Annotated in this window: 29 protein-coding genes; 28 read left to right on the forward strand and 1 reads right to left on the reverse strand. The window is 68.4% G+C overall.

All coding sequences use genetic code 11. The features are described 5' to 3' along the window. Positions 1-29: 29 nt before the first annotated feature. Positions 30-314 (forward strand): hypothetical protein, encoded by a 285-nt coding sequence (locus RBJ77_RS10415; protein ID WP_372344713.1) that lies wholly within the window; start codon positions 30-32, stop codon positions 312-314. Between the two features lie 245 nt (positions 315-559). Here the strand turns inward: RBJ77_RS10415 and RBJ77_RS10420 are convergent, their stop codons facing one another. Then, a complete protein-coding gene (locus RBJ77_RS10420) occupies positions 560-802 on the reverse strand; it encodes a hypothetical protein (RefSeq protein WP_372344714.1) in 243 nt (80 codons plus the stop codon). 156 nt (positions 803-958) lie between these two features. Here RBJ77_RS10420 and RBJ77_RS10425 point away from each other — a divergent pair, with 156 nt between their 5' ends. The 27 genes from RBJ77_RS10425 to RBJ77_RS10555 all read left to right on the forward strand — a co-directional run bounded on the left by RBJ77_RS10425 (position 959) and on the right by RBJ77_RS10555 (position 18,858). After that, positions 959-1,294 (forward strand): hypothetical protein, encoded by a 336-nt coding sequence (locus RBJ77_RS10425; RefSeq protein ID WP_372344715.1) that lies wholly within the window; start codon positions 959-961, stop codon positions 1,292-1,294. An 11-nt stretch (positions 1,295-1,305) separates the two neighbouring features. Then, positions 1,306-1,563, forward strand: coding sequence for a hypothetical protein (locus RBJ77_RS10430; RefSeq protein ID WP_372344716.1), 258 nt, complete (start codon positions 1,306-1,308; stop codon positions 1,561-1,563). Then, positions 1,560-1,838: a hypothetical protein gene (locus RBJ77_RS10435; protein ID WP_372344717.1), complete on the forward strand. Its 279-nt coding sequence runs from the start codon at positions 1,560-1,562 to the stop codon at positions 1,836-1,838. The genes RBJ77_RS10430 and RBJ77_RS10435 overlap by 4 nt, the downstream gene beginning before the upstream one ends. Further along, a complete protein-coding gene (locus RBJ77_RS10440) occupies positions 1,835-2,089 on the forward strand; it encodes a hypothetical protein (RefSeq protein ID WP_372344718.1) in 255 nt (84 codons plus the stop codon). Before RBJ77_RS10435 ends, RBJ77_RS10440 begins: the two co-directional genes overlap by 4 nt. Further along, complete coding sequence (locus tag RBJ77_RS10445) at positions 2,086-2,862, forward strand: hypothetical protein (RefSeq protein WP_372344719.1); 777 nt, start codon at positions 2,086-2,088, stop codon at positions 2,860-2,862. The genes RBJ77_RS10440 and RBJ77_RS10445 overlap by 4 nt, the downstream gene beginning before the upstream one ends. 122 nt (positions 2,863-2,984) lie before the next feature. Further along, positions 2,985-3,335 carry a hypothetical protein gene (locus RBJ77_RS10450; protein WP_372344720.1) on the forward strand — a complete coding sequence of 117 codons (351 nt, stop codon included), beginning with the start codon at positions 2,985-2,987 and terminating at the stop codon, positions 3,333-3,335. Beyond that, positions 3,335-3,616, forward strand: a complete 282-nt coding sequence (locus tag RBJ77_RS10455; protein WP_372344721.1) for a hypothetical protein — start codon at positions 3,335-3,337, stop codon at positions 3,614-3,616. The genes RBJ77_RS10450 and RBJ77_RS10455 overlap by 1 nt, the downstream gene beginning before the upstream one ends. Before the next feature lie 138 nt (positions 3,617-3,754). After that, positions 3,755-4,474 (forward strand): hypothetical protein, encoded by a 720-nt coding sequence (locus RBJ77_RS10460; RefSeq protein WP_372344722.1) that lies wholly within the window; start codon positions 3,755-3,757, stop codon positions 4,472-4,474. Positions 4,475-4,662: 188 nt separating this feature from the next. Beyond that, positions 4,663-4,944 (forward strand): hypothetical protein, encoded by a 282-nt coding sequence (locus RBJ77_RS10465; RefSeq protein ID WP_372344723.1) that lies wholly within the window; start codon positions 4,663-4,665, stop codon positions 4,942-4,944. Beyond that, complete coding sequence (locus tag RBJ77_RS10470) at positions 4,941-5,219, forward strand: hypothetical protein (protein ID WP_372344724.1); 279 nt, start codon at positions 4,941-4,943, stop codon at positions 5,217-5,219. The genes RBJ77_RS10465 and RBJ77_RS10470 overlap by 4 nt, the downstream gene beginning before the upstream one ends. Positions 5,220-5,318: 99 nt before the next feature. Beyond that, on the forward strand, positions 5,319-5,558 hold the full coding sequence (locus RBJ77_RS10475; RefSeq protein ID WP_372344725.1) for a DNA-binding protein: 240 nt from the start codon (positions 5,319-5,321) through the stop codon (positions 5,556-5,558). A gap of 317 nt (positions 5,559-5,875) precedes the next feature. After that, complete coding sequence (locus RBJ77_RS10480; RefSeq protein WP_372344726.1) at positions 5,876-6,313, forward strand: hypothetical protein; 438 nt, start codon at positions 5,876-5,878, stop codon at positions 6,311-6,313. Positions 6,314-6,315: 2 nt separating this feature from the next. Further along, the gene (locus RBJ77_RS10485; protein WP_372344727.1) at positions 6,316-7,365 is read left to right on the forward strand and encodes a hypothetical protein; all 1,050 of its coding nucleotides are present in this window, start codon (positions 6,316-6,318) and stop codon (positions 7,363-7,365) included. Beyond that, a complete protein-coding gene (locus tag RBJ77_RS10490) occupies positions 7,359-7,649 on the forward strand; it encodes a hypothetical protein (protein WP_372344728.1) in 291 nt (96 codons plus the stop codon). Before RBJ77_RS10485 ends, RBJ77_RS10490 begins: the two co-directional genes overlap by 7 nt. Before the next feature lie 45 nt (positions 7,650-7,694). Next, positions 7,695-8,081, forward strand: coding sequence for a hypothetical protein (locus tag RBJ77_RS10495; RefSeq protein ID WP_372344729.1), 387 nt, complete (start codon positions 7,695-7,697; stop codon positions 8,079-8,081). Between the two features lie 12 nt (positions 8,082-8,093). Then, entirely contained in the window at positions 8,094-9,212 is a 1,119-nt protein-coding gene (locus RBJ77_RS10500) for a hypothetical protein (RefSeq protein ID WP_372344730.1), read from the forward strand. Continuing rightward, positions 9,209-11,161, forward strand: a complete 1,953-nt coding sequence (locus RBJ77_RS10505) for a hypothetical protein (protein ID WP_372344731.1) — start codon at positions 9,209-9,211, stop codon at positions 11,159-11,161. Before RBJ77_RS10500 ends, RBJ77_RS10505 begins: the two co-directional genes overlap by 4 nt. A gap of 12 nt (positions 11,162-11,173) precedes the next feature. Beyond that, positions 11,174-11,884, forward strand: coding sequence for a hypothetical protein (locus tag RBJ77_RS10510; RefSeq protein ID WP_372344732.1), 711 nt, complete (start codon positions 11,174-11,176; stop codon positions 11,882-11,884). Then, positions 11,881-12,480 carry a class I SAM-dependent methyltransferase gene (locus RBJ77_RS10515; RefSeq protein ID WP_372344733.1) on the forward strand — a complete coding sequence of 200 codons (600 nt, stop codon included), beginning with the start codon at positions 11,881-11,883 and terminating at the stop codon, positions 12,478-12,480. The genes RBJ77_RS10510 and RBJ77_RS10515 overlap by 4 nt, the downstream gene beginning before the upstream one ends. Before the next feature lie 217 nt (positions 12,481-12,697). Beyond that, positions 12,698-13,579, forward strand: coding sequence for an NAD-dependent epimerase/dehydratase family protein (locus tag RBJ77_RS10520; RefSeq protein WP_372344734.1), 882 nt, complete (start codon positions 12,698-12,700; stop codon positions 13,577-13,579). 45 nt (positions 13,580-13,624) lie between these two features. Beyond that, the gene (locus RBJ77_RS10525) at positions 13,625-13,855 is read left to right on the forward strand and encodes a hypothetical protein (RefSeq protein ID WP_372344735.1); all 231 of its coding nucleotides are present in this window, start codon (positions 13,625-13,627) and stop codon (positions 13,853-13,855) included. Between the two features lie 125 nt (positions 13,856-13,980). Then, the gene (locus RBJ77_RS10530; protein WP_372344736.1) at positions 13,981-14,175 is read left to right on the forward strand and encodes a hypothetical protein; all 195 of its coding nucleotides are present in this window, start codon (positions 13,981-13,983) and stop codon (positions 14,173-14,175) included. Positions 14,176-14,809: 634 nt separating this feature from the next. After that, positions 14,810-15,151, forward strand: a complete 342-nt coding sequence (locus RBJ77_RS10535) for an HNH endonuclease (RefSeq protein ID WP_372344930.1) — start codon at positions 14,810-14,812, stop codon at positions 15,149-15,151. Between the two features lie 208 nt (positions 15,152-15,359). Further along, positions 15,360-15,671, forward strand: coding sequence for an HNH endonuclease (locus RBJ77_RS10540; protein ID WP_372344737.1), 312 nt, complete (start codon positions 15,360-15,362; stop codon positions 15,669-15,671). A 454-nt stretch (positions 15,672-16,125) separates the two neighbouring features. Then, positions 16,126-16,728 (forward strand): DNA primase, encoded by a 603-nt coding sequence (locus RBJ77_RS10545; protein WP_372344738.1) that lies wholly within the window; start codon positions 16,126-16,128, stop codon positions 16,726-16,728. 13 nt (positions 16,729-16,741) lie between these two features. Continuing rightward, a complete protein-coding gene (locus RBJ77_RS10550; RefSeq protein WP_372344739.1) occupies positions 16,742-17,200 on the forward strand; it encodes a hypothetical protein in 459 nt (152 codons plus the stop codon). Between the two features lie 65 nt (positions 17,201-17,265). After that, positions 17,266-18,858 carry a Terminase gene (locus RBJ77_RS10555; RefSeq protein WP_372344740.1) on the forward strand — a complete coding sequence of 531 codons (1,593 nt, stop codon included), beginning with the start codon at positions 17,266-17,268 and terminating at the stop codon, positions 18,856-18,858. Positions 18,859-18,860: the final 2 nt, after the last annotated feature.

The following is an 18,860-nucleotide window of genomic DNA, read 5'->3' on the forward strand; positions in this document are numbered from 1 at the left end:
AGTAGAGACTACCGAGAAGGGAACAACCGATGGGATACGCGAGCTACACGATCACCCGCAACGGCGAAGAGATCGCGGCCGGTTACGCCGTCGAGGCGACGTGCGAGCAGGACGGCTGCGAGGAGCAGATCGACCGCGGTCTCGCCTACCTGTGCGGCGCCGAGCCGGGTGGCGACGAGTATGGGTGCGGCGGCTACTTCTGCGGCGGGCATCTGTACATCGGCGTCGGCCCGGCGCAGGGGATGTGCGACAGCTGCTCCGCCGCGTGGGAGAAGGCCCACCCGGACCCGGACGAGGTCACCCACCCCGCCTGAACTACCCGCCGACGACAGGGCCCCGGCCGCCATCCTCGGCAGTCGGGGCCTTGGTCTGTACGGCGCGCGCCATCCAGCGTCCGTCGCTGAGGAGCCGGGGCAGGAGCGCCGGCCGCAGTCCCAATGCGAGCAGCATCTGCAGCCCTTCAGCGCACTCCTGCTCCGTGTCCGCCTGAACCCCGAACCGTAACGCCATGGGCTGAGTGTGACCCGTCGGGTGGGGGAGCGGGGCGGGAACGGGCGGATTAGGCGTCGGGCTTGGCTGCCCGCTTGGCGGCACGTTCGGCGTCGATCCGGTCTGCGATCTTCCTGGCCCACTCGCGGCTGTACGACGTGTGCTTGGCGATGACCATCAGCGGCACGCCGGCCGCCCGGGCGTCGGCGACGAGCTCGTCGAGCGCGGTGCGGGCCTTCTCGTGCGTGGCTGTGGCGCGCTCCAGCTTTCGAAGCCAGGCGGCTTCTTCGCGCGGGTCCGGGCGGGGAGTCATGCGCTGATGGTCTCACGGATGGGTGCCAACCGACTAGGCAGTCCTGCTGCCAACTGTGTGGGCACCTAGTTCTGCCAACTATGTTGCACTCGGGTGGAGTCCCGTGCCACTATCGAAGTGCCAAGAAAGTTGGCAGTTTGACCCAAGGGGGCCCGCATGATCCGCTCGAACCGCATCCGTCGCCAGGCCGTAAAGGGGCGCCGCATCCAGACCCGTGCCGCCGCCCGTATCCGCCGTGGCCCCGCCACCCTCGCGACGCACGCGCTCGCAGCCGGCCTCGGCATTCGCGAAGCCCGTACCGTCGCGGCCAGCCTCCGCAAGGCGGCCGTGAAGCTCGCCGTCAACGGCACGGTCGGTGTCGCCTACCGCAAGGGGCGGGTCCGTAGCTGCACCCGCTATACGGCCCGGCAGGTGGCTGTGATCGTCCTCGCGTACCGCCCGCGCCGCGACCTGTACAAGCAGGCCGCCGCCCGACTCGCACTCGCCGCGTAAGGAGCATTGCCATGTACCGCATTGCCGTCGTCCGCAAGGGGCAGGACCCCGACCGCCGCATCTGTGGTGTCGAGGGCATTGAGGACGCCATCTACGGCATCCTTCGCGCCGAGAAGGCGTCGGTGACGGAAGCCGACCAGCTCGGTATTCGGGGGCTCATCGCCGGGGCGCAGGCCATGTGCGATGAGCAGGGGTTCGCAGCTCTGGAGTTCGGCGGCGCCGCCGTGACCGTCCGGCCCGCTCCGCCGCAGCCCGAGGACCCGTCGTGATCACCTTCCCGCGCACGAACATCCCGATCCCAGACGCCGTCGCCTCGTTCTCCGCCCGGCAGTGGCCCACGCAGCAGCGGGCCGACGTGACCACCGTCGGTGACGCCTGCCGCCGTTACGCCAGCGGCGAGCTCTCCGGCCCGCAGTACGTCGAGGCCCGCTGGCTGATCGCCCAGAGCATCGCAGCCGCCAACAAGCGGCTCGCCGCCCGCAACCCGCGACTCGTCCGAGGACTCGACACCATGCCCGAACGCTACGAGAGGGGACCGCGATGAGCATCTGGAGCGTGCAGGTTGCCGTCGAGGGTCACGCCGGAAAGCCGCTTGCCGTCCGCGTCGAAGCCTCGTCTCCCGAGGAGGCGTTGCAGCAGATGAAGGGCGCCATGCGGGAGATTCGGCTCCTGTCCGAGGAGCCCGGTGGCAGCGAGTACACGATCAGCGTGTTCCACCCCGGCTACCGCGAGGGTGACCTGTCGGTGGTCGCCGCGAAGGTCTCGCTCGTCACGATGAAGAGGGGGTCGCAATGAATCCCGAATCGGTCATCAGCCAGCTTCGGGCCGCGTGGGAGCAGGAGGGCGCCGGAGCCCGGCGTTACTCCTCTCACCGGCCGCCGTACCGGCCGATCGCAGGCAGCGAGCAGGACCAGACCACCCCTGACGGAGTCGCAAACCCGCTGTGGGAAGTCGTCCGGTGGATGCCCGCCGAGCCTGACTGGCATGACGGCAGACTCGAACCCACGTACACCTACCTGGCGTTTGATAAGGACGAGGCCGCCAAGCTCGACGCTGTAGGCGCCGGGCGCCAGGGGCTCGCCACCCGCTACGCCTGGTCGATCATCTCGCCCGGCGACGCGACGTGGATGGCCGAGCAGCTCGCTGGTCGGTCCGTTGTTGAGATTGGCGCCGGATCTGGTTACTGGGCCTGGCAGTTGGAGCAGGCAGGCATCGACGTAGCAGCCTACGATCCGCACCCGGCCGCCGAAGACAACACCTACTGCAAGGCCGGTCCGTACACGACCGTGCTGCGCGACGACGCGACCGCCGTCAAGCACCACCAGGACCGGGCCCTGCTCATGGTGTGGCCGCCCTACGGCGGCGAGCACGCCCGGCACGCCCTGTCCCTCTACGAGGGCGACCTGCTCATCTATGCGGGCGAGTCCTGGGGTGGCTGCACGGCGGACGACGAGTTCTACGAACTTCTGGACGCCGAGTGGGATCAAGTGTCTGTTGCCCCGCAGCACGTGACCTGGTGGGGCATCCACTGCCACCTCGCCGCCTACAAGCGCAAGGCCCGCACGTGACCGCCCCACCCCCACCGCCTGCCGAGCCGCCGCTGGTTGAGCCCGGCCGGGCGGACTGGTGGGAGGAAACCCCCGCCGAAGCCGCAGCCGCCGACCGGCGCTACTGGAACGAGGACTGAATCATGATCGAGCCCCAGACGATCCGCGTCCGGATAACGCGACACGGCAAGGTCTTCTTCGAGGGGGACCTCCAGGTCTACCCGTGGCACATCGGAAACTACGGCGGCGACTGGACGATGTGGCTGAGTGCGGTCGCACCGGAATGGGTCGACCGAACAGCAAGCGGCATCCAGGACGAGACCTTCCACGCCACCGCCACGGACCTCGAAAAGAACGCTGCCCTCGCCGACGTGCAATTCACCCACACGACGACCACACCCGAGGCGTTCATCGCGCACATGGCCAACCAGGACCCGGCGCGACTGGAGGCCGACCGCGCAGCCGCGTGGGGCATCCGCCGAGACGAGGACTGATGCCCCGCCCCCTGTCGGCCGCCCAGGTCCAGGCCGTCATCGACGCCGCCGTACTAGAGAAGGCCCCCGATCACCGCGACACCCGCCGGTGGCACGTCGTCTCCAACAGCCAACTGCTCGCCGTCATCGAACCCGCCTACCGCGGGCTCACCCGCCACGGCTGGCGGTGGAAGCTCGCCGGCGGCACATGGGCCGCACGACCCGAAGCCAACCGAGAGAAGGCCGCAGTTGTCGCGCTCGGTGCGTGGCAACGGTGGGCGACCAGCAGCGAGGAGAAGTGACCGCCCCGTCGTGCCCCAGCCCCGCCGACAGGGCTGGGGCACATGTCGTTCCTGCGCCATCTGCTCATCGATGTCAACCCCTCATGCACAATTGGCTCAGTGTGAGCCCTGCTTCCCGTACCACCCGAGGAGCCGACCGTGCACGACCACCCCACCCAGCTCGACGAATACGCGTGGCCGACCTGCGTGACACCCGGCTGCGGACGACAGCTTTGGGTCAACGAGACGGGACGGTGGTCTTGCCGTCCCTGCCAGGACGCGACGAGCAAGCGGCTCGCTGAACTCCCGGGCCTGTTCCGGCAGCTGGATACGACGGCGGCCCTCATGCGCGGCGCCTCCACGCAGGGCGGCGGCATGGGCGGGACGAAGACGCCGCCGATCCCGCCCCGCCTCGAAGTCCTCGCGCTCGTCGGCCCCGGCGGCGTCGCGGCCCGGCTGTCGGCGATCGAGGACGCGTGGCGGCAGACGCTCGGCTGGACCGTCGCACCATGGCGCGGCAGTCCGCAGCAGGCCGTTCCGAAGCACGTCGACTTCCTGATCAACAACTTGCCGTGGGCGTGCGACCGATACGAGCCCGTCGGCCAGGACATCGCCGAACTCCGCAAGCTGCACGGCGAGATGACCGCCCTCGCCTCCGGGGAGAAGCGGCCCGGCCGCGTCCCCACCGGGCTCTGCCCCGCACCCGTCGGTGACGGCTACTGCGGCAGCCAGCTCACCGCGTCCACCAACAGCCACCGCATCAGGTGCAAGACGTGCGGGGCCGCGTGGGAGACGCTGGGGGAGTGGCGGACACTCCGGGCCGCGCAGGAGGCTGTGGAGGATGAGCGCCGGGCTCGGGAGTTGGAGGCGGCGGCGTGAGCGGGCGCGTTGTCCGACTGTGGCTGTGTCCGCCCGGGTGGCGGCAACGCCTCTGGTACCGCTACCTCCGGATTCCCGCCCCGCTCGCTACGAGCGATGGGCAAGGCTCCGCTGGATGGGCCCGCCTCATCCCTTACACCTGGCGAGCCTTCCACCGTCGATACGCCACCCGTCACGGCTACTTCTGGTTGCCCTGCACCCTCTGTGATCGCCCCTTCGGCGGGCACGAGTCCGGAGACAGCATCCCCGACCCCACCAGGCCAATCGGCGCCGGAATCGTCATCTGCTCGCAGTGCACGCGCGCAGGACGCGGCTGGCGCATACCCCATCCCATCGAAGCCGTCCTTGATGGCATCTACGAGCGGGGGGAGCACGGGCACGACGAACTCACCCCTGGCTGCCCGTCCTGCGGGATCATCGACGCGGAGATACGGCACGCCTTCGCCACCTACAAGGAGCCCGAGACGTGACCGCCCCGCTGTGGGGTCACAAGCCGCCGCCCGTCGACGACGTCACGGAGCACTGGACCAGCAAGCCGTCAGAGATCTCGCTCCGCTGCAACTACTGGATCGCCCGACACCACGCCGGGAGTTGGAGATCCAACCGGTGGCTCCGACGCGAGGGCTACCACGCGGCAGCCGAGCACCTCGGCGTGTGGATCTGGGAGTACCTCCACATGATCCGGCCGCTCATCGACGGGGAGACCACGGACGTATCCGAGTGCCGCACCAGCAACAGGGGTTGACAAACTCGTCCGACCGAAGCGACTATCTGCTCAGATAGCAGTACTTCGCGCTGAGGCCACCCCACACCGGGTGGCCTTCGTCGTTCCCGGGAGGTGACCATGCCCTCCCTTGCACTCGCTACGGCGGCAGATGTCGCCTACTGGACGGGGCGTCCGGTCGGAACCATCTGGCGATGGGCGTCCGAAGGCCGCATCACCGTCTACGGCAAGGGGCGAAACGCCCGCTACGACCTGATGGAGATCGACCCCGCCGAACGGGATCGGGAAACCAAGAAGGTCATCACGCCCACCCCACCCCCGAAGATCAAGGCGCGAGCCACTCACGCTCACGCCGCTTAGACCCCTGCGCACCGGGGTGGTCGCGCAGGAGGGCCTGGTAGCGCCACGCGCTCGGCCCACCCCGCCTGCACCTGCTCCGTGGGGGAGCAGATGCGGGCACCCCGGGCGGTCTGCTCATGCCGCCCGACGTCCCGCCGCCCACGCCCCCCGTCGGGCGGCGGGACACCCCAACACGTCCACCGTCTGGCGACGGGATCGAGGAGATTTCCTCGGCGGGGGTCCTCTAGCGGGACCTTCGTCGGGTGCGCGCAGCGTCCAGGCGGTGGACTCGCATTCCGCGCCGCTCGGCGCCCAGCCTCCCGAGAGGACCCCAGGCGATGAACATCGTCTTCAACGCTGCCCTTGGGCGGCTTGCGCAGTACGGGGACCTCCCGGCTGCCGCAGACTCACTGATCCTCGTCCCCTTCGCGGCAGCCAGCCTGCCGACCGACGCGACGATGCGGGACTACGCCACCCTCGCCGCGGTCAAAGCCGGGGCCACCGAGCAGACCGCGCTCGGCCGCAAGACCCTCGCGAACGTGACGGTCACCGTCGACAACACCAACGACCGCGTCAACATCGACTGCGACGACGTCACCTGGACGGCAACGTCCGGGGCCGCGATCGGCGCCGTCGTCATCTGCTACAAGCCCGACACATCCAGCGCAGACTCGGCGATCATCCCGCTGACCAAGCACGACGTCACGATGACCCCCGACGGCACCACCTTCACGCTCACCATCACGGACTTCGCCCGAGCCAGCTCGGCCACGTAGCCGTGGCGAACTTCAGCGACGACTTCGCGCGCGCCGACTCCACCGACCTCGGCGCCGGCTGGGTCGAAGTCTCCGGCGACTGGTCGATCGTCAACGGGCAGCTCTCCCCAGGCTCCAACACCGGCACGATCATCGTGCGGGCCGCAGCCACCGTCGACACCAGCGACAACTACGCGCAAGTCACCGTCTCCGTGCCGTCGGCAGGAGCCAGCCAGGGCGTCTGGTGCCGCGGCACTGCCAGCCTCTCCTCCGGCTACCTGTGGCGCAGCAACGGCAGCTCATGGGACCTGTTCGCCGTCACCGGCGGCAGCTTCAATGTCATCGGCACCTACACTGCCGACCTCGCAGCGGGAGACACCGCCCGCGTACAAGCCGTCGGCTCGACCATCAAAGGGTTCGTCAACGGAGTTCAGCGGGTCTCCGTCACCGACACCAGCGTCACGGCAGGCACCTACGTAGGCCTCCGCTCGGACTCCGTGAGCACGATCCGCTACGACGCCTTCATCGGCGCGGACGTCGTCGCCGGCGCAGCTCTCACCGCTGCCGCGGCCACCGAGTTCGCCCAGCCGCTGGTCGGCGCCAAAGCGGCCAACTCTGGTGCTGCGGTAGCGAGCGAGACCGCACAGAGCCTGCCGGGCGCGAAGGCCGTAGCCCTTGCCGTCGCGGCCACGCCGGAGACGGCGCAGCCCCTGGCAGGCGGCAAGACGACTGCTCTCGGCGTCGCTCTGGAGAGCCTCGCCGCGCAGACCATCGGCAGCACCAAGACGGCGCCGCTGTCCGTCGTGGTGGAAGCCGACGCCGCCGAGCCCTTCGCCGCCGCCGTCATCCGGACCATCAACGCGGCCTTCGGTATCGAGGCGGCCCTGCCCTTGGCGGGCGGCAAGCGTGCCGCTCTCACCCCAGCCCTGGAGGTCAGCATCTCGCGGCCCGTCAGTACAGGCAGTCCCGAGATGGATTTCGACATCGACGTCACCGTTGGCGCCCCGCAGCGCGCGCCGTACACGGCAGGCGCACCGCAGGCAGGCGACTGGAAGGTGGGCGCCCCGTGGTGATCCCCGCCAGCTCGACCGAGTTCCTGCACGTCCCCGTCACCGCCCCCGCGGGCGTCGACGTCACCGCATGGCCCGTGAAGATCGCCGTCGTCGCTCACGGCGACAACCCGACTGGCACGGAGTGGAAGACCGCCGAATGGGCTGACGGGGCAGCCCGGCTCCTCATCGGCCCCGATGGCGGCGTGCTCGCCTTCACCCGCGGCGACTACCGGGTGTGGATCACCTTCGATCCGCCCGGCGCCGAGAACATCGTCCGCCTCTCAGGATCGCTCAAGATCAGCTGACCCACCCTGCCCTGCGCCACGCGGCGCCACACAGAAGGAGGCCGCGTGGCCGACAACCTGACCAACACGGCGGAGAACCTGATCCTCGACTGGATCAACGGTGTCGGCACACCGACCCGTCCAACCACCTCGCTGAAGGTCGCGCTCCTGACGGCGGCAGGCGACGATGCCACAGCGGGCACCGAGGTGGCCGGCGGCTCCTACAGTCGGAAAAACCTCACCGTCGCAGCGGCAGTCGCCGGGGCGACCACCAACAGTGCCGACCTGCTCTGGTCCGGGATGCCCGCGTGCACGATCGTCGGCTGGGAGATCTGGGACAACGCCGGAGCCCCGGTCCGCCTCTGGTACGGGCCGCTGGATGCGCCGAAGACGCTCGCCGCCAACGACGAATACAAGATCGCTGCGGGCGGGCTGAGCATCTCCATCTCGTAGCGGGGAGGTGCCATGCCCAGCCTCTCCACGCTCGTCGACAACTTCAACGACGGAGTGATCGGCCCGAACTGGGGCAATGCCTACGGCGGCGTCAGCGAGGTCGGCGGCCGGGCGCGCGTCCCCTGCACCACCGGGTACGCCGGCTATCAGACCGCCTACAGCTGGACCATGGCCGGCGCCACGTTCTATGTCGCCGTCCTCACGGTCCCCGCCGTGTCCACCGCGACTGAGGCCTACGCCAGCGTCTTCGTCAATGCGCCCGACATTGCGACCAGTGGTATCCGCGTCGGGTTTGTGATCAACGCGGTGACGGGGCAGCTGAAAATGTCCAGCGAGACGGGCTACTTCGACGCCGCGGCGGTCACCATCACGTACTCGGCGACCACGCACAAGTTCCTGCGGCTGCGCGAGGACGGCACCAACGTCTACTGGGACACCAGCCCCGACGCCACGACGTGGACCAACCGCAGGACGCTCGCCACCCCCGGCTGGGTCACCGCGTCCGTCGACCAGTGCGCCCTTGATCTGTCCGCGCACCGCGACGCCGGGACCAGCGACTACGCCGAATACGACTTCTTCAACACCCTGTCGAACGGCGCCGTGTTCACCGGCACCGCCACCGGCAGCGCCCAGTCGGCTGCCACCGCCACCGGTGTCCGCACCGCCGTCGGCACAGCGACAGGCAGCGCACAAGCCACCGCCACAGCAACCGGCTCCGGCATCTACCACGGCACGGCCGCAGGCAGCGCACAATCCAACGCCAGCGTCTCGTCCGCCAGCAACGAGATCCCGGAGGTGGCGTCCATGGCCGCGGGGGACTGGGATCTCGTCATCGAGCAAGGCTCAACGTTCCTGCAGGCGTACACCGTCGTCGACGACCCGGACTTCACGTGGGCGGGCTGGTCTGCGCGCGCACAGATCCGCACCTCCACCAGCAACAGCGCCCAACTCCTGCTGGACCTGACGCCGTTCCTCACCGTCGACGGGGCCGCCATCCGGCTCGCCATCCCCGCCTCGACGACGCAGACCCTGAACCGCGACGGCCGCTGGGACCTGGAAATGGTCCTGGGTGCCACCGTCGTCCGCATCCTCCAGGGCCGTGCCATCGTCAGCCCGGAGGTGACCCGGTGAAGATCCACGTCACCGGCGAGAGCGGCCTCGACAACATCAACGTCACCGGCGGCCAGCAGTCCCGCATCATCGACGTCACCGCCGCGCTCGTCTCCTCCGTCAACGGCAAGACCGGCGCCATCACCGGCCTCGCCGAGACCGCCGACGTCCAGGACATCGCCGAAACAGCAGCCGGGACCGTCGCAGCCGAGGCCGTCGTCGCCCACACGCTGGCCACCGACCCGCACGGCGACCGCGCCTACGCCGACAGCCTCATCAGCCACGGGCTCGCCGGCGCCCGCTACGTCGTCGCCAGTAACGCGCCGCTCGCCGAGAAGCTTCGCGCCGACTACCTGTGCGACGGCACCGCCGACGACGTGCAGATCCAGGCCGCGATCAACGCGGCCAAAGCTGACGGCGGCGGCATCGTCCAGCTGTCCGTCGGCCAGTTCAACCAGGCCGCGACGCTCACGATCTCCGGCAACACCGACGAGGACGACGCGGACAGCATCACGCTGCGCGGCGTGGGCCAGCAGGCGACCACGCTGAAGCTCGCGCCCAACATCGCCGGGATCAACCTGACCAACTGGTGCGTCGCCAACATCTCCGACCTGGGGATCGTGGCGGCGGGCACCGGATCGTGCATCACCAGCACAGCCGTCCTGTCCGGCAACGAGGTCAGCTTCTGGCACAGCTCGTTCCGGAACCTGCGGCTCAACGGCTACCTCGGAACCGGATCCACGTCCGGCTGGGGCATGGACTTGTCGATGCCGTGGCGGTCAGCGTTCGACAACATCGAGATCGAGGGCATGGCCAACGGCATGCGGCTCTCGAACCAGGGCACCGTGCAGAACGCCGGAGACTGCACGTTCACCCGCATGTTCATCGAGATCGTGGGCGACAACCACACCGCCATCCACATCCACGACTACTCGAACAACATGAACCAGAACAACTTCAACATGGTGGAGATCGGCGCCAACGGAGCGGGCTGCACCGGCATCCTCATCGACGCCGACAACGCGCTCTACCCGGTCTCCTCGCAGCGGTTCTGGGGATTGAACGCCGAGCAGTTCCGCACCATCGTGAACGTCGCCAACGGCGACTCGTGCGTCTTCGACTGCAACTACGTGACGGGCAAGAGCGGCGACGCCGCCAACAAGACGTTCGTCGTCGCCGACGGCTCGTACAACAATTACTTCTCCGCCAAGAAGATCAACATCAACTCGGCGGGCACCTGCAAGGTCATCGAAGACAACAACGACACCAGCAACGCCCCCAATGTCTTCGAGCGGATCCGCATCGAGAACAACTCCACCGGAACCGTCACCTACTCCAAGCGCACCAGCACCGTCCTTCGCGACATCACGACCTTCAACTCCGGCAACGTCATGCCGGCCGGACTGCTGCAGTACCCACTGACCACGGTCAACAACCCGGAGTTCCGGGCAGACGACCATGGCTACCTGACCTGGTCGATGGATCCAACCCGGTGCACCGTCTACAGCTCGGCGGTCACGACACACGGGCAGATCTCCCTGACCAAAGTGAAGATCGTCAACCGGGCGACCGTTGTCACGAACATCATCGCCGCGCTCGGCGCCGCAGGCGTCACCCTCACCACCGGACAGAACTTCGCCGGCATCTACGACTCCTCCGGCACGCGCCTCGCTGTCACCGCAGACCAGACCACCGCGTGGGGCAGCTCCGGCGTCAAGACCATGGCGCTCACCGCGCCCGTCACCCTCGCCGTCGGCACCTACTACGTAGCGCTGCTGTCCAACGGGACAGGAGGGGGACTCCAGTTCGCGGCCGACGGTATCGGCCTCACCGGCACCACGAACGCAGGACTCACCACCGCGACGTCCCGGTCGCTCACCATCGGTACCGGCCTCACGTCGCTCTCCGCCAACCTCACCCTCAGCGGCGGAACCCAGTACGGATACACCCGCTTCGTCGCCCTGAACTAGGAGACCCGCGCCATGGCCGACGACCTGCTCGTCATCATTCCCACCCGCGGCCGGCCCCAGGCCGTACCCGAGATCGTGCAGGCGTGGGACGACACCGGCGCCACCGCGGACCTGCTGTTCGCCGTCGACACCGACGACCCCGAGCTCGCCGCGTACAAGAAGCACGCCGCGACATACAAGGGTGATGGCCGGGTGCGGTTCACGTTCGGCAAGCGGCGGCGCCTCGTCGGCACGCTCAACCAGCAAGCCGTCAAGGCGGCCAAGCAGTACCGGTTCCTGGCGTTCATGGGCGACGACCACCGGCCCCGCCCCGCCGCGATGGCGTGGGATGCGCGGATCCGCGAGTGCCTGTCCGGCGGGCCCGGAATCGTCTACGGTAACGACCTGCTCCAGGGCGAGAAGATGGCCACCGCCGTCGCCATGACCTCCGACATCGTCGCCACGCTCGACTACATGGCACCCCCGACGCTCGTGCACTTGTGCGTCGACCTGGTCTGGGTCGACTGGGGCCGCGGCATGCAGCGGATCACCTACCTCGACGACATGGTCATCGAGCACCTGCACCCGGCCAACGGCAAGGCCGACGTGGACGCGGGCTACGAAGAGTGCAACAGCTCGGAGCGGGTCGCATCGGATTCGGCCGCCTACTACGACTACCGCGACAACGGCGGGCTCGAAGCGGACCTGGTCAAGCTGCGGAAGCTCGTCGAGGAGGCAGCGTGACCGCCGAATCTGTCATCGCTTCCTGGGATCAGGCCGACCCGGATGCGATCCACCCGCTGCGCCGCGTCTCCGAAGAGGCGTACTGGGACTCCGGCCGCGCGCAGGCCGACATGCTCGCGAGCGTGACCCCTGATGGGGCGAAGGTCATGGACTTCGGCTGCGGTGACGGACGGGTCGCCATCCCGATGTCCGCGCTCGGATACGACGTAACCGCCGTCGACTCGTCGCAGCGGATGCTCGACCGGCTCACCGACCGCGCCCCTGACGTGACGACCGTGAAAGCCGACGCCGACGGAATCGCCGGACACCTCGGCCGCCGCCGCATGGACGCCGTGTACGCCCTCGCCGTCCTGATCCACCACAGCTACACGGACTGCCTGCACATCATCGGCAAGCTCCGCGCCGCGACGAAGCTCGGCGGGATCCTCGTCCTCGACTGGCCCGTCTCCGAGACGCCGGCCGAGGCCGACAGTTGGATCGGCGTCACCACCTGGTCCGCCCAGCAGCAGGCCGATGCGTGCGCCACGCTCGGGCTCGAGGCCGTCGAGTCGGATATGCCGTGGGGCGTCTACCGGGCCGTGAAGGCGGGCGGCTGATGAGCGGGGCGCTCGCAGCACGGCAGGCTCCGCACCGCCGCCACTGGGAGTACCGGGCACGGAGCGAGTGCCGCAACACGGTCACCTACTGGCTGCGGTACGCGCTCACGGAGCCGCGCGACTTCGCGTATTGCGCGCCACGTCGGATTACGTGCCGCCTGCTCGGAAGTCATAACGCAACCTGTCGAGGCAGGGCCGACCACCCCAGGAGGTGAGCGTGCGCGTCCTCCTCACTGGCGCCTCCGGGTTCGTCGGCCGCCACCTGCACCAGGCCCTGCGCGACCGTGGCGACGACGTGCTGGCGATCGATCTCAATCCGATGCCGATCGTCTACAACGGCGACGCCCTCGACTTCTTCCGTACTGACAACACCCGCTTCGATCTCGCGATCCACTGTGCGGCGGTCGTCGGCGGCAGGGCGAGCATCGACGGCAGCCCTCTCGGCGTCGCCACCAACCTTGCGCTCGATTCCTGGTACTTCCGGTGGCTGATCCGCGCGAAGGTGCCGCGCGCCGTGTACTACAGCTCGTCGGCGGCCTACCCGGTCGCGTTGCAGCAGCCGGGGGAGATCCACCGGCTCGTCGAGACGGACATCGACCTCGACAACCCCGGCAGGCCTGACGCGACGTATGGCCTCGCGAAGCTGACCGGCGAGCAGCTGGTTCCCGTCGTCGAAGCGCACGGCACTCGCATGCACGTCCTCAGGCCGTTCTCCGGCTACGGCGAAGACCAGGCGGACTGCTACCCGTTCCCCGCGTTCATCGGCCGCGCCAAGAGGCGCGAGGACCCGTTCGAGATCTGGGGCGACGGCAGCTCGACCCGCGACTGGATCCACGTCGACGACCTCGTCGGTGCCACCCTCGCCGCCGTCGACCAGGACGTCACCGGCCCCGTCAACCTCGGCTGGGGCAGGACCACATCATTCGACGAACTCGCCGGCCTCGTCACCACGATGAGCGGCTACCGGCCCGAGCTCAAGCACCTGCCGACCGCACCCCAAGGCGTCCACCACCGCGTCTGCGACCCCAAGCGGATGCTCGACTTCTACAGCCCCCGCGTGTCCCTCGAAGAGGGCATCCAGCGGGCGCTTCGCTCCTGACCCGGAAGGCCCGCGCCCATGCCTGAACCCGGCAGCGACAAGTTCATGCAGGCGCCCGGCGAACGACGCGGCGCCGACATCGAGATCCTCGACCGCCACCAAGGCGAGTCGCCGGCACTCGTTCCCAGCGCCGTCCGCATCAACGGCGTCGAGATCCCCATCCCGTCCGACTCGAAGATCCGCGTGCACGACATCAGCGACGACGAAGCCGTGACCGTCACGATCACCATGTTCGTTCGCAGCGTCAGCATCCGGCAGGAAGGGGAGACGCCGTGAGCGAGACCTGGCCCAGCCTCCTCGCTGCAGCCGGCGTACTCCTCTACGGCGCGATCCTCGCCACAGGAGCCCACGCCGTACTCAGCCGGATCCGCCGCAAGTAGCCCACCCCACAGGAGCAGGCGATGCCGCGCTATCTCGTCGTTCACACGCAAGGTCAGAAGCGCGACGACATCCTGATCGAAGGCGACGACGTCACCCTCGAAATCCGTGGCAGCTGGGCAGTCCTCGCCGACAGCGACGGCATTGCCCTGGCCATCCCGAGCGGCCAAGGCGCCAGCATCCAACGCGTCGACGAAGGCCCGGAGACTGCCGACTAAGGGTAGTCGCGGCCCGACAACCCTGCCACTGTCGGCGGGAGTTGAGACAATAGAACCCCGGCGAGTGCTACCAACACTCCCGGGGCAACGGCCGATCTGATGAGAGCAGACCGACATGACCGAGGCTACACGCGCCTGCGACCGCTGCGGAGTCGACATCTCCCAGCTGCACGGCAACGCACGCCGCTGCAAGACCTGCCCAACGCGGACCCCTCTCGGGGCGATCCCCGAACGGGACTGCGAAATCTGCGGCACCCGATACCAGCCGAAGCGGCGCGACTCCCTCTGCTGCTCGCGCTCCTGCAACGGGCTCCGCTACAACCGGCTCTACGCCGCACGGCAGAAGGACGCCGAGCCAGAGCGAACCTGTCCCGGATGCGAGACCAACTTCAAGGCCTGGCGAACTGATCAGAAGTACTGCACTCCCGGATGCGGCAACCGGCACCGGGCGCGACGGGCAATCCAGTACGCAGATCTCAGCCCACGCTCATGCCAGCGATGCGGTACTTCGTTCAAGCCGGCTCAGACCAACTCGCTGTTCTGCTCGCGGCTGTGTAGCCGACGCGCCACCTACTTCCGCTATCGAGCTCAGCGCGTCGCCGCGGCCGTAGCGTGGGCGCGCGCCAACCCCGAGATGCGCCGCGCCATCGCGGCCCAGTACAAGGCTGCACGCCGAACCTGGGAGAGGCGCAACCCGGACAGTGTCGGGATCGTCCCGCGTGAATGGCGCAAGCTCGTCCGTCGCTACCGGAACCGCTGTGCCTACTGCGGAGGCAACGAAGGCGGGATCCATATGGACCACGTCATCCCTCTCTCCCGCGGAGGCAGGCACGCCATCGGCAACGTCCTGCCGGCCTGCCAAGGCTGCAACCTATCCAAGGGATCCAAGCTTGTCGCCGAATGGAAGCGAGATGAAGCCGCATGGTCGCCGGACGCGAAGCAACCCCCAAAGATGCAGCTTCTACTGAGCGCTTGATGCGTTACTGGTCGGAGGGAGCAGGCGCCGCCAAGATCAACTGGGGAGTGGCTGGCGACTTCGACCGATGCGTAGCCGAGCTCAGCAAGCACGTGGGTCCTGGCGTCGTGAAGGGCTTGTGCTCCAACCTGCACCAGCGGGCGACGGGTGCACGACCGGGTCACGCGCCAGGCGAGGAAGCGGCGCATTCAGGCAAGGGTCGGCACTGATGCCCAGCCAAGGGCGCCGCACCGCACCGCTTCCCAAGGGCTGGGCGCGCATCCGTACCCGCATCCTCAAGCGGGACCGATGGGTCTGCCAATGGCCCGTCCTCACGGGCGGGATCTGTGGCGAGCCGGCGAACCAGGTAGACCACAAGAACAATGCGGCACAAGGGTTCGACGATCACAGCGATGAGAACCTGTGGGCGTTGTGCCAGTGGCACCACGACAAGAAGACCGGGCGTGAGGCGTCGGCCGTGGCGCACGCCCGCCCGCCCCGGGCCCGGCCGGCCGAGGCCCACCCCGGGCTGCTGCCCTAGGGTGCTGCGCCTGGGTGCTCGAGGTGGTGCTGCCTCGACTTAAGGGCAAGGCCGATGTCGCTCAACGGTGATCCCCGTGAGGGGGTGCGCCGGCACCGGGGCAGGCGCGATCGCGGCCTGGCCTGCGTCGCCGGCCGTGGGTGCTGGTGGATGATCTCCATCCGGGCTATCAAGATCAGCAGGGGTGATGATCGATCCGGGGGATCAAGATCCTTCCATGCAAGATCACCCTGGGGGACCCCTCCAAGATCATCTCGATCACAGGGGTCGGGCACGTTAGCACTCCGCGACGCGCGCGACTCTGGGGATCTGATGATCAAGCTCTGACCTGCATGAATGCTGGCCGCCGCTTCCGCCAGATTCGATTGGCCGGCGGACCGGGGAACGTCACGACCTTGCATCAGGCCAGCTCAGGACGCAGATTGCCGTTACACAGCGGAGTATCCTTGAGGGCATGAAGACGAAGCGCTGCGAGCAATGCCGGGGCCAGCTCGGCGCCCGGCACGCCCACAACGCACGCTTCTGCTCCGGCCGCTGCCGCACCGCCGCCCACCGAGCAGCGCGCCAGCAGGCCGATCCTGTGCCCTCGGCGATGACGCGCAGGCGACAGTGGGTGCGCCACACGGACCGCAAGATGCCGCTGTCCGTCGTCGGCCCCAAGACCGGGCCGGCATCGTCCGTCGACCCCGAGACCTGGGCCAGTTACAGCGCGGCCTGCCGCGCCAGGGCTGGCGTCGGCCTCGGTTTCGTACTGAGCGAATCTGACCGTCTCGTGTGCATCGATCTCGACCACGCCTTGCTCGACGGCGAGTTGCGGCCGTGGGCCCGGAGAATCATCGACGGCCTGCCCTCGACCTACATTGAGATCTCCCCTTCGGGGACGGGCCTTCACGTCTGGGGCTTTGGCACCCTGGGGCGCGGGCGTCGCATCAGGCGAGGCGAAACCGCCATCGAGATCTACGACCGCAGCCGCTATGTGACCGTGACCCGTGTGCCGTTCGAGGGTGCGCCGTCGAGGCTGGCCGACCTGTCGCAGGTGATCGCCGAACTGCTGTGAGGGGGTGCCCCTGATGGCGGGTAGAGGCATGGCGCCGAAGGCGACGCGTTCCCGCGCCCGGGACTCGAAGTCCCGGGATGCCGAACTGAATCGGGTGGAGAGCGACGACGAAGTTCGTGGCCCGCAGCTGCCGGAAGGCGTGCTGCCCGATCAGGAGTCGTGGCATCCGCGCACCGTGCAGTGGTGGGAGACCTGGCGGCGTTCCGCGCAGGCGCAAGTCTTCATCGACACGGACTGGGACTTCCTGCTCGACACGGCGCTCCTGCACCACGTCATGTGGACGAAGGGCCGCTGGGAGTTCGCCTCTGAAGTGCGGTTGCGCGCGGCCAAGTACGGGGCGACCCCGGAGGACCGGATGCGGCTGAAGCTGAAGATCGAGACTCCGGTGGACAAGCCGGCTCCGGCGGAGACGCCGCGGTCGACGTCGGATCGGCGGAAGAACCTGCGGATCGTCAGCGAGGACAGTGCGTAGGGGGTGTCATGCCGTGGCGTGGCGCCAGCTACGAAGGCGAGTTCCCCTCTCTCGGCCATCAGATCGTGGAGCACATCGAGGAGTACTTGTGCCACGGGCCCGGCGACGTTGTCGGCGAGCCGATCGAACTGGACGATGAGTTTTACGCGTTCATCGTCAAGGCGTACCGGCTTGATCCGGGGACGGGCCGCCGTATGTACCGGCGGGCTTTCCTGTCGCGGGCGAAAGGGCGGGCGAAGTCCGAGATCGCCGGGATGCTGGTGTGCGCGGAGGCGCTGTTCCCGGTTCGGTTCGATGGCTGGGACGCCAACGGTGACCCCGTAGGACGCCCTGTGAAGTCGCCGTTCATCCGTTGCCTGGCAACGGAGGAGGGGCAGTCGGGCAACACCTACGACAACGTCTCGACGATGCTGGAGTACCTGGTCGAGCATCACGGCGATGAATTCCCCGGCATTGACATCGGGAAGTCGGCGCAGTCGTCAAGCCGGATCATCCTGCACCACCAGCGCGGCGAGATCACCCCGTCGACCGCGTCGTCGGCCGCGAAGGACGGCGGCAAGGAGACCTACGCGGTCTTCGACGAGACGCACCTGTACGTGCTGCCGGAGCTGCGGCGCATGCATGGCACGGTCCGGCGCAACCTGCGTAAGCGCAAGGAAGCCGAGCCGTGGTGCCTTGAGACGTCGACGATGTACGAGCCGGGGCAGGACTCTGTGGCTGAGGCCACGCACACCTATTACAAGGCCATCAAGGAGGGGCGGGTCCGGGATGCGGACGCTGCCGGCCTGCTCTTCGATCACCGACAGGCGAAGGACGGCACCGACCTGGCCGACCGGGACGCGCTCCTGGCCGGGCTGAAGGAGGCCTACGGGCCTGCCGCGGCGTGGATGGATCTGGATGGCATCATCGCCGAGATCTGGGACCCGCAGTCCTCGCCGTCGGACTCGCGACGCTACTGGCTCAACCAGCCTGTGGCCGCCGAAGATGCACTCCTGGATCCGGCAGCCTGGTCGAAGAACGTCTCCGAGATGCGCCTGGAGCCGGGCGACGACATCGTCCTCGGCTTCGACGGCGGCAAGACGGACGACGCCACGGCCCTCATCGCGATGCGCGTCACTGACCGGCTCGTCCAGCCGCTGGGGATCTGGGAACGCCCGGACGGCCCACAGGCGAAGGACTGGGAGGTCGACCGCAAGCAGGTCACCGACCTGGTGGCGCACGCCTTCGGGCAGTGGCAGGTCCGCGGGTTCTTCGCGGACGTCAAGCTGTGGGAGTCGTACATCGACGACTGGTCCGAGACCTACCGGGACGAGCTCGTGGTGCGGGCGTCACCGAAGAGCTCGGTCGGCTGGGACATGCGTGGCCGTCAGCAGGATCTGACGCTGGCAACCGAGGCGCTGGTACAGGCGATCGTCGACGGCAAGCTGCCTCACACCGACCATCCGATCCTGAACCGGCATGTGGCCAACGCCCGCCGCCGGCCAAACAAGTGGGGTGTCTCGTTCGGCAGGGAGTCGCGGGAATCGCCGAAGAAGGTGGACGGCTTCGCCGCGATGCAGCTGGCGGACATGGCCCGGCGTGCCCTGTTGGCGTCGCCGGACTGGGCGAAGCGGAAGAAGAAGCGTCAACGAACGGGCCGCGTACACGGGTTCGCGTAGGA

This window comes from Streptomyces sp. KL116D, from assembly GCF_030766975.1.
Lineage (GTDB): Bacteria > Actinomycetota > Actinomycetes > Streptomycetales > Streptomycetaceae > Streptomyces > Streptomyces longispororuber_A.